Origin of the sequence: Gracilibacillus orientalis (assembly GCF_900114645.1) — a bacterium.
GTDB lineage: Bacteria > Bacillota > Bacilli > Bacillales > Amphibacillaceae > Gracilibacillus > Gracilibacillus orientalis.
In genome coordinates this window covers 14,453-28,722 of the sequence record NZ_FOTR01000022.1, presented here as the reverse complement: position 1 = coordinate 28,722, position 14,270 = coordinate 14,453, and the positions used below count along the sequence as shown (strand labels likewise).

Annotated in this window: 13 protein-coding genes; 9 read left to right on the top strand and 4 right to left on the bottom strand. The window is 36.9% G+C overall.

Features of this window, described 5'->3' with window-relative positions; all coding sequences use genetic code 11:
• The 4 genes from BM121_RS21340 to BM121_RS21325 form a co-directional block, all read left to right on the top strand.
• The coding region (locus BM121_RS21340) for a YhgE/Pip domain-containing protein (protein ID WP_139220301.1) at positions 1 to 1,255 on the top strand (1,255 nt) is incomplete at its 5' end.
• Between the two features lie 53 nt (positions 1,256 to 1,308).
• Positions 1,309 to 2,190: an ATP-grasp domain-containing protein gene (locus BM121_RS21335; protein ID WP_091485508.1), complete on the top strand. Its 882-nt coding sequence runs from the start codon at positions 1,309 to 1,311 to the stop codon at positions 2,188 to 2,190.
• Positions 2,191 to 2,332: 142 nt separating this feature from the next.
• On the top strand, positions 2,333 to 3,853 hold the full coding sequence (locus BM121_RS21330) for a spore germination protein (protein WP_091485506.1): 1,521 nt from the start codon (positions 2,333 to 2,335) through the stop codon (positions 3,851 to 3,853).
• 23 nt (positions 3,854 to 3,876) lie between these two features.
• Positions 3,877 to 5,043 (top strand): Ger(x)C family spore germination protein, encoded by a 1,167-nt coding sequence (locus BM121_RS21325; RefSeq protein ID WP_091485504.1) that lies wholly within the window; start codon positions 3,877 to 3,879, stop codon positions 5,041 to 5,043.
• 1 nt (position 5,044) lies between these two features.
• Here BM121_RS21325 and BM121_RS22575 read toward each other — a convergent pair whose 3' ends face one another.
• Together BM121_RS22575 and BM121_RS21320 are read right to left on the bottom strand one after the other, a co-directional pair.
• On the bottom strand, positions 5,045 to 5,173 hold the full coding sequence (locus tag BM121_RS22575; protein WP_281244836.1) for a hypothetical protein: 129 nt from the start codon (positions 5,171 to 5,173) through the stop codon (positions 5,045 to 5,047).
• A 60-nt stretch (positions 5,174 to 5,233) separates the two neighbouring features.
• Positions 5,234 to 6,313, bottom strand: coding sequence for a GerAB/ArcD/ProY family transporter (locus BM121_RS21320; protein WP_091486717.1), 1,080 nt, complete (start codon positions 6,311 to 6,313; stop codon positions 5,234 to 5,236).
• Between the two features lie 166 nt (positions 6,314 to 6,479).
• Here BM121_RS21320 and BM121_RS21315 point away from each other — a divergent pair, with 166 nt between their 5' ends.
• The gene (locus BM121_RS21315; RefSeq protein ID WP_091486715.1) at positions 6,480 to 7,310 is read left to right on the top strand and encodes an ATP-grasp domain-containing protein; all 831 of its coding nucleotides are present in this window, start codon (positions 6,480 to 6,482) and stop codon (positions 7,308 to 7,310) included.
• Here the strand turns inward: BM121_RS21315 and BM121_RS21310 are convergent.
• Positions 7,304 to 8,383 carry a GerAB/ArcD/ProY family transporter gene (locus BM121_RS21310; protein WP_175495522.1) on the bottom strand — a complete coding sequence of 360 codons (1,080 nt, stop codon included), beginning with the start codon at positions 8,381 to 8,383 and terminating at the stop codon, positions 7,304 to 7,306. The genes BM121_RS21315 and BM121_RS21310 overlap by 7 nt on opposite strands.
• Before the next feature lie 317 nt (positions 8,384 to 8,700).
• Here BM121_RS21310 and BM121_RS21305 point away from each other — a divergent pair, with 317 nt between their 5' ends.
• The 3 genes from BM121_RS21305 (at position 8,701) to BM121_RS21295 (ending at position 11,850) form a co-directional block, all read left to right on the top strand.
• Positions 8,701 to 10,182: a DUF1538 domain-containing protein gene (locus tag BM121_RS21305; protein WP_091486709.1), complete on the top strand. Its 1,482-nt coding sequence runs from the start codon at positions 8,701 to 8,703 to the stop codon at positions 10,180 to 10,182.
• Positions 10,182 to 10,847, top strand: coding sequence for a P-II family nitrogen regulator (locus BM121_RS21300; RefSeq protein WP_091486707.1), 666 nt, complete (start codon positions 10,182 to 10,184; stop codon positions 10,845 to 10,847). The genes BM121_RS21305 and BM121_RS21300 overlap by 1 nt, the downstream gene beginning before the upstream one ends.
• Before the next feature lie 142 nt (positions 10,848 to 10,989).
• Positions 10,990 to 11,850, top strand: coding sequence for an aminoglycoside 6-adenylyltransferase (locus tag BM121_RS21295; protein WP_091486704.1), 861 nt, complete (start codon positions 10,990 to 10,992; stop codon positions 11,848 to 11,850).
• Between the two features lie 787 nt (positions 11,851 to 12,637).
• Here BM121_RS21295 and BM121_RS21290 read toward each other — a convergent pair.
• On the bottom strand, positions 12,638 to 13,222 hold the full coding sequence (locus BM121_RS21290; protein ID WP_091486701.1) for a TetR/AcrR family transcriptional regulator: 585 nt from the start codon (positions 13,220 to 13,222) through the stop codon (positions 12,638 to 12,640).
• 145 nt (positions 13,223 to 13,367) lie between these two features.
• Between BM121_RS21290 and BM121_RS21285 the strand changes: the two genes are divergently transcribed.
• Complete coding sequence (locus tag BM121_RS21285; RefSeq protein WP_091486697.1) at positions 13,368 to 14,267, top strand: ABC transporter ATP-binding protein; 900 nt, start codon at positions 13,368 to 13,370, stop codon at positions 14,265 to 14,267.
• The last annotated feature ends 3 nt before the right edge of the window (positions 14,268 to 14,270 follow it).

Here is a 14,270-nt window from a genome sequence, read left to right as displayed (position 1 = left end):
AGGTAACGCGGATGAGAATACATCAGAAGAAGGTAATCAAGAACCTGACGGAGATACAGGAGAAGAACCGAATCAACAAAATCCTGATCAGCCAAATAATCAAGAGCAGATTGAAAATGCACTAAATCAACTCACATCAATGAAAGCAACATTACAAGACTTACAAGAACAATTGAATCAAGCGGATGAGATGATCACGGAAAATAATGAAGCATTAGAAGAAACGATGGCTAACTTAAAAGAAACTGCTCAATTTACAAATGAGCGACTTGATGCATTTATTACAGAGTATAAGGAAACGATTGAACCACGAATCAAAGAAGAAATTCAGCATGCGAAAAGTTCGTTAGAATCGGCAAAAAACATTTTAACGGAGATTCAACAGACCATACCGGAAGCGCAAGAAATATTAAATAGAACAGCAACAAATTTAACAGATGGAGAAGACTTACTGGAAAGTGTTTTAGCAGAATATCCATATATTAATACAAAAATTAATGAACTTGCTGATAAAATCCGTAGTGTTGAAGGGAAAACGGATTTATCAGAGATGATTGAATTGTTACAAAATGATCCTGATGCGGAACGAAACTTTTTTGAAGAACCAGTCATGTTAAATCAAAATAAGTTATTCCCTATTGAAAATTATGGGACGGGAATGACGCCGTTTTATACGATTTTAGCGATATGGGTTGGTGGATTGCTGTTAATTTCTTTATTAGCAACAGATCCTCATCATGGAGAATCATATACAGGAAGGCAGATTTATTTTGGTAGATTATTTACCTTTATCACGATTGGATTTGTTCAAACCTTAATTGTGACAGTAGGTGATATGTATCTTCTTGGTGTAGAAATTAAGGAGCCTATTTGGTTTATATTATTCGGCTTGTTATCAAGCGTTGTATTTATTTTGATTGTATACACCTTAGTGTCGGTGTTTGGTGACATTGGAAAAGCTTTAGCGATTGTTTTTCTAGTATTACAAATCGCTGGTGCTGGAGGTACCTATCCAGTCGACTTGTTGCCAGAGTTTTTTCAAGCAATCAATCCTTTTCTTCCTTTCACCTATGCGATTAGTTTGATGCGAGAGGCTGTAGGAGGAATTGTTTGGAGTAGAGTACAACATGATGCCATTGTGCTCTCGATGTTTGGACTTGTAGCCTTACTGGTGGGAGCGCTATTCAAAGCGCGATTGAACAAGTACACACATAAATTAATGAAAAAATCGAGAGAAACTGGCTTGTTCCATTAATTAAGCAACCCTCCATTTATTTTAGAGGGTTAACTTTTAGGGGAGGGCATGTAATGAGAAAAAAAGGATGGATTATTTTTAATGGTAATCTATATACAAAGAAATTTTCTGAACAAATCGAGTGGCTACAAAACACTGCGAGGACGTTTGATTTTGACATAGATGTGATCGCTAATAATCAACTCCTTGTTGCAATAGAAGAAGGTCAGGCACGAATACTTACTGAAAAACAAGAGCCAGACTTTGTGTTTTTTTGGGATAAGGATTTATTTTTGGCAAGGCAACTGGAAGATCAGGGATTGCGCTTATTTAACCCAGCAAAAGCGATTGAGATTTGTGATGATAAAGCATTAACCTATCAGCAGTTAGCGAATCAAGGTATTCGCATGCCGAAGACGATAATTGCCCCAAAGGTCTTTGTTTCGTTAGAAGAGGACAGCCATCTTACACAAGTAATCGAAATACTTGGCTTTCCCATGGTCATTAAGGAAACATTCGGATCCTTTGGTGAACAAGTATATTTGATTGATAATGAGCAGCAATTACGGCAAAAAGTAAAGGAATTACAACATAAACCACACCTTTTTCAAGAGTATATTGCATCAAGCTACGGCCGAGATGTGCGCTTAAATGTTATAGGAGATCGTGTAGTGGCCGCGATGTTAAGAAAATCAGATCAAGACTTCCGCGCAAATGTAACAACAGGCGGCAAAATGTATCGTTATCAGCCAACAGAAGAAGAACAGGCAATGGCGGTTCGCTGTAGTCAATTAGTTGGAGCAGACTTTGCAGGTGTTGACCTCCTTTTTGGAGAAAATGATGAACCGATTTTATGTGAAATTAATTCCAATGCTCATTTTAAAAACATTTATGATTGTACAGGTATTGATATTACACAGAATATGATGTCTTATATTAAGGAAACTATCTCATGAATGGCGGTATTTCCGCTCACTGAATAAAATAAGAAGCAACCTATTTTAACTGGGCAAATTTTTGTCCAGTTTTTTTGTATCTATTCTACCTTTTTACAAATAATAGAACTATAAAATGTCAATAAAGGATGAGAGTAGAAAAATGAGGAGACTTCGGAAAAGTAGTGAAAATAAAGGATCCCAACAATCTCAGCAATCTAAACAAATGGCTAGAAGGGTAAGCATACAGTTAAAAGATAATCGATCCACATTAAAGCAAAACTTTAACAACAGTATTGATATCCAGTTCAGAGACCTGCAGTTACAAGATAAAAATAATACTCGTGGATTTATATGTTATACAGAAGGACTAGTTAGAGAAGAGTATATTCACCAAAATGTCATGGACCCGTTATTGGGAATTAATTTTAATAAGGTAAAGGTGAACGCTAATTCACTTATTTCCTATATGGACTCCCACATTATCAAGGCTTCGTCTGTAAATAAGACGTCTAGTTTAGACGAAGCAATCGAAAAAATACTTCGGGGACAAACAGCGATATTTATCGATGGGTTTGACAGTGCCTTACTGGTTAATACAGAACATTATCACTCAAGAGGGGTAGAAGAGCCCGAAACGGAGGCAACGATTAGGGGATCAAGAGAAGGCTTTAACGAAGTCATTCGTACAAATACATCCTTGCTCCGCCGTAAAATTAATAATCCTGATTTAGTTTTTGAGGAATTCATCATCGGAGAAAACACCAAAACGAAAGTACGGGTTGGCTACATCGATGGTATTGCAAAAGAAGAGATAGTAGAGGAAGTAAGAAAGCGTCTTAACTCGATCGAGACGGATGTTGTACTGGAGACAGGTTATATAGAGCAATATATAGAAGATCATCCTAAGTCAATCTTTCAGACGATCGGTAATAGTGAAAAATCAGACAAAGTAGCTGCTAAATTATTGGAAGGCCGAGTAGCTATATTGTGTGATGGTACGCCATTTGTATTAACAGTTCCTTATTTATTTATTGAAAATCTGCAAGTTCCGGAAGACTATTACTCAAGGACTTTTCGATCTTCAATAGTTCGTTTGATTCGTTTGCTTGCATTATTTCTAACTGTTTTTACTCCAGCAGTTTTTGTGGCGGCTTCTACTTTTCATCATGAAATGGTACCAGCCTTATTATTAACAACGATGGCAGCTGCTGAGGAAAGAGTACCTTTTCCGATATTGTTAGAAGCCTTAATTATGATTGTTATCTTTGAGTTACTTCGTGAGGCTGGGGTGCGAATGCCTCGACCTATCGGTTCAGCTGTAAGTATTGTTGGTGCACTAGTAATTGGAGAATCCGCAGTGCAGGCCGGGCTGGTAGGGGCACCAATGGTTATTGTTGTGGCATTGACAGCTATCAGCGGCTTTGTCGTTACAGCGGTTAATAATACCGTCATTTTGATTCGATTTATTTTGTTGTTTTTAGCAGGAACTTTTGGATTCTATGGTTTATTATTGGGGACGCTATTCTTAGTTGGACATGTATGTTCATTGAGATCCTTTAGCATTCCTTATCTAACACCACTTGCGCCAGTGGTTGCGAAAGAATGGAGAGATACATTTGTTCGATCGCCAATGAAAGATTTACAAGGACAGCCAGGTTCCATTGTTCGAAAGAAATTTTAAATACATCCTAGGAGTGTAAACATATGAAGAAATTAATACCTTTCATGATGGTAATTTTATTAACAGGTTGCTGGGATGTGCAAGAATTGACAGAGATTGGAATCGTAGCTGCGATGGCCATTGATATGGATGAAGAAACGGGAGAATACCAATTGACTGCACAATATTTAAGACCATCTGCTGAGAGTACATTTGTTGCTTCGCAAGACGATCCTTTTTTAATGATTACAGTAACGGGAAGATCGATATCTGAAATGCTTAGGAAAACAAATCACAAAATAGATCGAAAAGGCTTTTATGCCCATAACAAAGTGGTGATTGTTAGCGAAGAAGTAGCCAAAGAAGGTTTGCTGTCAATTTTCGAAACGTTCCAACGAGAGCAGGTAGTGCGAAGTTATGTCTGGTTGGGAGTGACTAGAGATACAAGTGCTGCTTCTGTCCTTGAAAAGCAAAAAAATAGTATCTCAAAGGTTTCCGCCAATTTTCTGAGTAGCCTATTTGACAATGCCGAGTATGAAGCTGTTGCTTTTAATTTATTGAAATTTTATAAGCAAGCCTTGCGGCAAGGAATGAGTCCCGTATTAGGTGTCTTAAGCTTTGATCAAAGTAATCAGAATACAGAAGCTGATGTACAATTGTCTGGCGGGGCAGCATTTAATAAAGACAAACTTATTGGGTTTATGAATAACAAAGAAACGATGGCGTATAATTGGATTACCAATCATGGCGGAAGTAGTGCGCAAGGGGGACTAACTTTTCCTTATAAAGAAGATAAATACGCTACACTTAAATTAATTGATATTAACTCAAGTATTAAGCCAAAGGTAACGAATGAAAAAGATATCTCCTATACTATTGAAATAAAAAAGCAAGTGGAAATTACGGAACAGCAGGAATTAAAGAAAACAGAAACAAGAAAAGAGCTTCCTAAATTAGTTGCTGAACTAGAGAAGCAAGCAGAAAAAGAAATAGAAAATAGGGTAGCAGAAGTCATCAAAAAAGCACAGGAAGAGTTCCAAGCAGATATTTTCGGTTTTGGATCGTCGTTACGAAATAAGTATCCCAAAGTATGGAAAAAAGTAAAAGATAATTGGGGACAAGAATTTGCCAATGTTCCTTATGAAATAAAGGTTGAGGTTGAAATTTTAAATGCAGGGTTATTACAGGGATCTTTACATCCTCAAGAATAACTTAGCGCAAGAAACCCTTGAAAATATAATAAATAAGCACAAGAATTAAGACCACAGCATAGGCAAGTCCGCCAAATATTAAGAAGCCTAAGAAAGGGTCTGCTTTTAGTACTTCCATCTCTATGAGCATGAGAATCCTCCTTTTGATTTCCATCAGGTTTGGTAAAAACCAACTGATGGAAATTACTGTTTATTTATTATGTTTCTTCTTCACTTTGATAATCAGCAGAATTAACAACGGGAGGAGTGCATACAACAGGATACTGTAAACCCCCCCTTCCATTCCTTTCCATCTCTGATCGTCTAAATTTTCAAAACGCAGTATCGAAAGAAACGGAAGTGCTATACCAAAAATAATAATGATCCATTTAGGATTTGATTTATTTAGTAACCAAGTAAACACTAAGGAAAAACCAAAAAAATGTATAGCTGTTTTATAGAATCCTCCGATAAATATGATAAACACACCGATAATATCGAGATTGGTAAAAATCATAGCAATATGAACCGAGAGCATTGCCTCCAGTAAGGGTATTTCTGAGCTTGCTGTCAGTTCTGAACCCAGAACAGCAATAAAAACAATCTGAGCGATTAATAATAAAAACGTTGAAACTGAAACAGCAATATATGTTGTTTTACGGATATATCCTTGTTCTTTGACATAGTGCCAAATGGTGAGAAAGACTACCATTTCACCGAAAGGAAAGGCTACTACTTTCAGAGTTTCTGTAAGGACTGGCTGGAATCCTTCGCCTAAAATGGGTAATAAATTGGTTAACTCAAACTCACCGGAAATCATATTTAGAAAATAAGCGGCAAGTAAGAAAAAGAAAAGGTATGGTATAAATATTTCAATCGACCTAGCAATGACTTCGATTCCTTTATCCAAAATATAAACCATAACTACAATAAATAAATAAAGAGTAACGAGAAGCGGTGTATTAGGCAGTGCAGTCATTTTGATCAAAGCACCAAATTCATAGAAATTATGTGTCGCTTGACTTAGAAAATACATGCTGTAAAGAAATAATAGGGGTTTAGCTAGAATGACACCCAGACTGTCATGTAAAATTTCCGCAAAGTTCTGCTTTGGGTAATATTTAGGTATTTGGGTATATACCCATAATAAAATAAAGCTGAGAACAAAAGACACTAACACTACGATCCATGCATCCTTTTTAGCTCCAACACCTAAGGCAAACAATGTCGTACTTCCAATCTCAAATGTTACTATGAGGGCAAAAAGCTGAATAGTTGATATTTGTTTCATGTCTCATAACTCCCATGTATAGATTGCGACTATCTTTATTAAGAACGGGTATAGTTTTACCATTTTTGCCATAAAAACAGGATAATATAACGAAAGGTTACAAGTGTGCCTGTATTTAAAAGAACATGCTATACTAGAGGATAAAGATAAAAAAGGAGAACGAACAATGGAGTATAAGGGCTGGCTGATTTATCGTAAAGAGGACGCAGAAAAGAATAGTGCATTTATTGATTGGTTGCAAACAGAAGCAGAACTGCTTGGAATGAAGATCGAGCTTGTCATCTATCATGAGCTAACATATGGCATTCGAGATGGACACCTTTTTATTGATTGGAAAGATAAAGATAAACCTGATTTTGTCATCATGAGGGCAATTGATCCACTCTTGTCTCAGCAATTCGAATTACAAGGTATTCGAGTCTTTAATGACTCAAGAGTTGCGGCAATTGCCAATGATAAAGCACAAACACACCAACTATTTGCCACTCGTGGAATTCCAATGGTAGATACACAATTTATAAACAAAAATGAATTAGAAAAGCATACCTTCCGTTTTCCTATTATAATAAAGGCAGTTAACGGAAGAAGTGGTAACCAGGTACATATGCTTTATTCGTTAGAAGATTTGCCGTCATTAACGAGTGAGAGGTACATTGTACAATCATTGGCAACTCCAGGAAAGGATCTGCGCGTCTTTGTCATGGGAGGTAAAGTGATTGGCAGTGTGCTTCGAGAATCGAACATCGATTTTCGTGCGAATTATACGCTTGGTGGCAAGGCAGAATGGTATCGATTATCTCCGTCAGAGCATGAACTGGTACATAAAATCCTCACTATTTTACCTGCCGATTTTGCAGGTATTGATTTTGTCTTTAACGAAAAAGGGGGACTCCTGTTAAATGAAATAGAAGATATTGTTGGAAGCAGGACACTCACGAGACTAACAGATATAAATGTTGCTAAACTGTATCTGGAACATATTTTGAAAAGTTATTGATGATGCTTCTTTTTCACTTTGATAATAAGAAGGAGTAATAAAGGCAGGAGTGCATACAACAGAATATTGTAAACAGAACCTTCCATTCCTTTCCATCTCTGATCGTCTAAATTTTCAAAACGCAGTATAGATAGAAAAGGAAGTGCTAAACCAAAAATTGTAATAACCCATTTAGAATTTGATTTATTTAGTAACCAAGTAAACATCAAGGAAAAACCAAAAAAATGCATAGCTGTTTTATAAAATCCTCCGATAAACATGATAAACACACCGATAATATCGAGATTGGTAAAAATCATGGCAACATGAACTGAGAGCATTGCCTCCAGTAAGGGTATCTCTGAACTCGCTGTCAGTTCTACACCGAGGACAGCAATAAAGACAATCTGAGCGATTAATAATAAAAACGTTGAAACTGAAACAGCAATAAATGTTGTTTTGCGGATATACCCCTGCTCTTTGACATAGTGCCAAATAGTGAGAAAGACTACCATTTCACCGAAAGGAAAGGCTACAACTTTTGGGACTTCTGCAAGGATTGGTTGAAATCCCTCTCCAAAAATGGGTAATAAATTGGTTAACTCAAACTCACCGGAAATCATATTTAGAAAATAAGCGGCAAGTAAGAAAAAGAAAAGGTATGGTATAAATATTTCAATCGACCTAGCTATGACTTCGATTCCTTTATGCAAAATATATATCATCACCACAATGAATAAATAAAGAATAACGAGAAGTGGTGTATTAGGCAGGGCAGTTATTTTGATCAAGACACCAAATTCATAGAAATTATGTGTCGCTTGACCTAGAAAATACATGCTGTAAAGAAATAATAGGGGTTTAGCTAGAATGACACCCAGACAGTCATGTAAAATCTCCGCAAAGTTCTGTTGGGGGTAATATTTAGGTATTTGAGTATACACCCATAATAAAATAAAGCTGAGAATAAAAGATACTAACACTACGATCCATGCATCCTGTTTAGCTCCAACGCCTAAGGCAAACAATGTCGTACTACCAATCTCAAATGTTACTATGAGGGCGAAAAGTTGAATAGTTGATATTTGTCTCATGTCTATAGCTCCCATGAATAGAATATGGAATTCTTGTTTTGCTTACGGGTAGTTTCAACATTTTTGCCATAAAAACAGGATAATATAACGACAGGCTGCAAGTACCTGTTGCTAAACTGTATTTGGAGCCTATTTTGAAAAGTGACCGAAACCCAAGCAGACAGGTATCAAAAAGTGTCTGCTTTGTGGGAACTTATTTTCTTATGCTATAATAATGTTAACTACGTTTTTCCCCAATATTTATTTCCGTTCTATCATTTAATTACTAACAATAGAGACAAAAATAAACATCTAAAGAAGAGAGGAATGTATCTGATTTGAATATTTTAATGTCAAAACTCCTGGAAGTTGTACTAGCTGTTCTTCCCATAACTATTATTGTTGTGATATTAAATTTTACTTTGACTTCACTTGATGCCACTTTAATTATCCGCTTTTTAATAGGAGCAGTTTTTATAATTATTGGCTTATCGATATTTTTATTAGGTGTTGATCTAGGAATCACTCCCATTGGTAAACAACTTGGGAAAGCTATTGCGAAGTCAAATCGCTTATGGATTGTTATCGTAGCCGGATTATTGTTAGGATTTATCATATCCATTGCCGAACCAGATCTGCATATTTTGGCAGGACAGGTGGAGATGGTGACAGCAGGAGCGATTGGAAAGTTTATATTAGTGGTAGTTGTATCACTTGGTATTGCAGTCTTACTTTCGCTGGGGCTCGTACGAATTGTGCACAACATTCCGTTATTTAAAATACTTACCGTACTGTATGGGATTATATTTGTGATTGCTATCTTCACCTCGCCCCAGTTTTTAGCGATTTCCTTTGATGCATCTGGTGCCACAACAGGTGCGATGACGGTACCTTTTATCCTAGCATTATCGATTGGTATTTCTGTATTGAAAAAAGACAGTAAAGCATCGGAAAAAGATAGTTTCGGACTTGTAGCGATTGCATCAGTCGGTGCGATTATTGCGGTGATGTTAATGAGTATCATCACGAATCAAGAGGAACTGGCAGGAACGATGGAGCAAGACCATAGTGTTTCGGGATCTATATTTGGGCCGTTTCTTCATGAATTTGGACATATTGCACAAGAAGTAATCCTCGCTCTATTACCAATCATTGTGATATTTTTAATTTTCCAAAAGCTGTTGTTTAAACTGTCGAAAACAACTTTTCGCAAAATAATAACAGGCCTTGTCTTTACTTTTGTTGGATTAGTGCTGTTTTTAGTTGGGGTAAATGCAGGATTTATGGAATTAGGAACAGAACTGGGACATAGTATTGCCTCCTTGGACAATAAAGCGTATATTGTTATTATCGGTTTAATCTTAGGGATTGTCACAATATTGGCTGAGCCTGCCGTATATATATTAACGAATCAAATTGAGGATGTAACAAGTGGTTATGTAAAACGTAAAGTGGTACTATTTACACTGGCAATCGGAGTCGGAATTGCCGTTGCCTTATCGATGTTGCGCATTTTAATTCCAGAATTGCAATTGTGGCATTATCTATTACCAGGTTATCTAATAGCTGTTGCGTTGATGTATGTGACACCGAAATTGTTTGTAGGTATCGGATTTGACTCTGGTGGTGTGGCATCAGGACCGATGACCGCAACCTTTATCCTGGCATTCACCCATGGAGCGGCGGATGCGATTGAAGGTGCAGACATAATCGTGGACGGATTTGGTATGATAGCAATGGTAGCACTAACACCACTTATTACACTGCAATTATTAGGGCTGATCTTTAAGATGAAGTCGAGAAAAGGAGGCATGGAATAATGTTGCCTAATGATAAAACACCTCATTTTGAAATTATATATGTAATTGTTAAATTTGGTATGGGTAGTAAAATTTTAAAAGAAGCCAAAAAATGTGGTGTGAAAGGCGGAACTCTTTTTATTGGAAAAGGAACGATCAGTAATAAATTATTGAATTTATTGTCGATCACAGATATGCGAAAAGAAATTGTTATGATGATCTCCAATCGTAAAACAACTAAAAAAGCATTAGAACATTTAAACAGAGTGTTTCGTATTGATAAGCCGAACCATGGGATCATTTTTACCACATCTTTAAGGAGTCTGATGGGAACAAGAAGTTGTCAAATTGACGATGATGATGAGAGAGGTGACGAAGAGATCATGTATCAAAATATTATGGTGGTTGTCGACAAAGGGAATGCCGAAGAGGTTATTGAAGCAGCGCAAAAAGGTGGCTCTAAAGGTGGAACGATAATTAATGCACGTGGATCAGGCGTTCATGAGACGAGTAAGTTGTTCTCGATGGATATTGAACCTGAAAAAGAAGTCGTTATGATACTTTCAGACGAAAATTATACTGATGCCATTTGTGAAAAAATAAGTGAAGACTTGAAAATAAACGAACCCGGAAACGGCATCATCTTCGTACAAGATGTGAATCGAACATATGGAATTTACGAATAATTGAAAGGATAAATATGACTGAATGGTTGTGTTTATCCTTTTTATAAAAGGTGGACTATTTGTCTAGTTCGAATCATGTCTGGTGAAAAGTTGTGTCGATTGGGCATTCTGTTATTAATTTTCTTGAAAGGGGGAGTAATAGATGCGTAGCGAGAAAGAAATGATGGATTTAGTTATTGATTTTGCCAAAGCAGAGGATAGAGTCCGTGTGGTGGGAATGAATGGCTCGCGAACGAATACTAATGTCAAAAAAGATCACTTCCAAGATTATGACATCGTTTACATAGTAACAGAAATGGATTCCTTGCTCCAAAACAGGGAGTGGCTTGATTATTTCGGTGAGCGAATGATAATGCAGACACCTGAGGAATCAAGTTTATCTCCTGCCACGTTAGGTAACTGGTTTACCTTTTTAATGCAATTTACAGATGGCAACAGAATAGATTTGATGCTAATACCGTTGGAAGAATTGGATTCCTACATGCAAAATGACAGTTTAACCAGAATAGTAGTAGATAAGGATAACTTAATAGCAACCCCGCCAATACCAGATGAAAGCAGTCATTATGTAAAACGGCCGACCGCACAACAATTCACGGATTCCTGTAATGAATTTTGGTGGGTATCTCCTTATATCGCTAAAGGATTGTGCCGAGGGGAATTTTTATATGCGACCAATCATCTGGACAGAGTATTAAGGGAGGAATTGTTACGGATGATAGCATGGAATGTTGGGGCAGAGTATTATTTCAAAGTAAATCTTGGTGCTGCTTATAAATTTCTGCATCATTATATGGATGCCAATATGTTGGAATCATTACAGGAAACCTATCAATTAAATTCCATGGACAAATGCTGGAATGGCTTATTTCTGATGCAAAAACTATTTCAACAACAAGCAAAGAAACTAGCAGACAGACTAGAATTCAATTATCCTGACCATTTTGAGAAAGTAATACCATACATACAAAAGCTCCATCAGGAATTTCATCAGGGTTCATAACTTCCATGTGAATGTCTTCTAATTAGCATAAAAAGGATACAGGCAATCATGTACATGATGCAGCGAAGATCAATGAAACCTCAGAAAAAGCGAGTATAGTCCAGTTGCATTAAGAAAAACTGGGAAAACCCGCCCGGTCCTTATAACAGACAAAAATAAGAATGTTGACCTTGCAAAAAGGGTGGATATCTTATCGTTTACTTTGCTCACATACGGTTGAAATGAATAGTATAGATAACACCCGCTTCGGCTTGTCCATTTCGCTTTCCGGGTGGCATGCTCGTCAGCTAACTTTGCAAAGAAAAGCCCTTTGCAAAGTGGATCTTCCGATCACGCTGATCACCCTGGAGTCGAATTGGCCGCCTACGCTACATAATGCTCGACAATGCGTGTAAGTAGGCCATTCTATGTTTTAAGAAAATTCGACATGTTCCGTGTACCTAACCTTGTAGCATCACTATCTAGCGAAGGCCGGACGCTTCCACTCCAGTGGGAACTGTTTTCCTCTCAGCTAACTTTTCCAAGCGTTTTTGCTTGGAAAAGTTAGCTGAGAGGAAAACCCCACGGAAAGGGAAGTGGCCAGCCGTAGCGATTGCCTAGCACTCTATACCTTTCAAAACACTCTTTATTTATGTCGCTGCTATAAGACAAAACGCTGTTATACCAAGGATTTTATACTTTCTTGTGTTAGAACATATAAAATCTTCTTCTTCAATGCGTAACGCCTCTCCTCAAATGCTTGAGCCCCCAAAGGTCTACGGAAATAACATCCCTGCAGCACATAGCATTAGTCTCTTTTACCCATCATACCATAGAAGAACAGTTTTATAATGTCTTCTGTTAAAGGTAAAATATAGTCGCTGACATCCTCGTTCTTCATGTAGTCTTTGAACATATGAATGTAGATCATCATTGCTTCTGTTGAAATATCACGATGAATATAGCCTGTACTTTTGCCTTCCGCTATCAACTGTTCGAATAATGGGACTGATTTTTCTTGATATACCTTATCTATATAAGATCCTTTATTTGAAAAATCATTCATCAGATAGTGATATAGTTCCTCACTGATTTTTGCTGCGTCGTCCTTTTTGTTGAAAATGATCTGCTCGATTTTTTCAGGGAAACTGACATCACTGTCTATGATGTTTTGAAATTTTCGATATTCCTTTTCGACAAAATATATCATTGTTTCATAAATCAAGTTTTCTTTACTTTCAAAATAATTATATATCGTAACCTGGGACACATTTGCTTCACTTGCTATTTTTGCTATAGGAACATTTTTCATTCCATAAGTAGAAAAAAGATGAAGAGATGCTTCCAAGATTCTATTCATTTTTTGATGTGTTCGTTTTTTAAATCCGTCCATTGTTGTCACCTCTTGTAATATTATTTTAAGGTAATTTATGAAATATAACAACAAATTGATTTCAAAAAATACTTGATATCAATCATATACTTATATATTATGAAATATATAAGTTAGTATATTTCAAAACTTAGGAGGTTTTGATATGAACATGATTGAAGTAAAAGGAGTAACAAAGAAGTTTGGTAAGTTTACTGCTCTTAATGGTATTGATCTGGAAGTAAAGAAAGGGGAAGTATATGGTTTTATTGGACCGAATGGCGCCGGTAAATCGACAACCATTCGAGTCTTATTAGGAATCATTCAAGCAACATCAGGTACTGCGACGATATTTGGCAGGGATGCCTGGAAAGATGCGGTAGAGATTCATCGCAAGGTGGCATATGTCCCAGGGGATGTGAATCTTTGGGAGAATTTAACCGGTGGAGAAATTATTGATACTTTTTTAAAGTTGCGTGGCGGAATTAATAAGAAGAAGCGTGATACGTTAATAGAGAAATTTCAGTTAGATCCACGTAAAAAAGCAGGTACGTATTCGAAAGGGAATCGACAAAAGATTGCATTAATTGCCGCTTTTGCATCTGATGCTGATTTATTTATATTAGATGAGCCGACGTCCGGACTGGATCCTTTAATGGAAAATATGTTTCAGCAATGTGTGGAAGAAGTGAAATATGAAGGGAAATGCGTCCTGTTATCCAGTCATATATTATCCGAGGTGGAACAGCTTTGTGACCGAGTTGGCATTATCAGAAAAGGTGAGATGATTGAAAGTGGTACGTTGGATGAATTGCGTCATCTAACGAGAACGAACATATTAATTGAAACCGAAAAGTCAGCTGCAGTATTAAGTGATCAGCCAGGGATTCACCAATTTACAGAGGAAGACGGAATATATTCATTCCAGGTTGATCCAGAAAAGCTATCAGATGTCATGCAGAAGGTTAGTGAATTTGGTGTGAAACGGATTGAAAGCACACCACCAACTTTAGAGGATTTATTTATGCGTCATTACCAGACTGATAGTGCTGCAGAAAAGGGGTGATGG

What these genes read in the sequence shown, in the direction of transcription:
- BM121_RS21330 (WP_091485506.1), top strand. Translation starts at nt 2,333, where the DNA reads ATGAGGAGACTTCGGAAAAGTAGTGAAAATAAAGGATCCCAACAATCT.
- BM121_RS21300 (WP_091486707.1), top strand. Translation starts at nt 10,182, where the DNA reads ATGTTGCCTAATGATAAAACACCTCATTTTGAAATTATATATGTAATT.
- BM121_RS21310 (WP_175495522.1), bottom strand. Translation starts at nt 8,383, where the DNA reads ATGAGACAAATATCAACTATTCAACTTTTCGCCCTCATAGTAACATTT.
- BM121_RS21335 (WP_091485508.1), top strand. Translation starts at nt 1,309, where the DNA reads ATGAGAAAAAAAGGATGGATTATTTTTAATGGTAATCTATATACAAAG.
- BM121_RS21290 (WP_091486701.1), bottom strand. Translation starts at nt 13,222, where the DNA reads ATGGACGGATTTAAAAAACGAACACATCAAAAAATGAATAGAATCTTG.
- BM121_RS22575 (WP_281244836.1), bottom strand. Translation starts at nt 5,173, where the DNA reads ATGCTCATAGAGATGGAAGTACTAAAAGCAGACCCTTTCTTAGGCTTC.
- BM121_RS21325 (WP_091485504.1), top strand. Translation starts at nt 3,877, where the DNA reads ATGAAGAAATTAATACCTTTCATGATGGTAATTTTATTAACAGGTTGC.
- BM121_RS21320 (WP_091486717.1), bottom strand. Translation starts at nt 6,313, where the DNA reads ATGAAACAAATATCAACTATTCAGCTTTTTGCCCTCATAGTAACATTT.
- BM121_RS21295 (WP_091486704.1), top strand. Translation starts at nt 10,990, where the DNA reads ATGCGTAGCGAGAAAGAAATGATGGATTTAGTTATTGATTTTGCCAAA.
- BM121_RS21285 (WP_091486697.1), top strand. Translation starts at nt 13,368, where the DNA reads ATGAACATGATTGAAGTAAAAGGAGTAACAAAGAAGTTTGGTAAGTTT.
- BM121_RS21315 (WP_091486715.1), top strand. Translation starts at nt 6,480, where the DNA reads ATGGAGTATAAGGGCTGGCTGATTTATCGTAAAGAGGACGCAGAAAAG.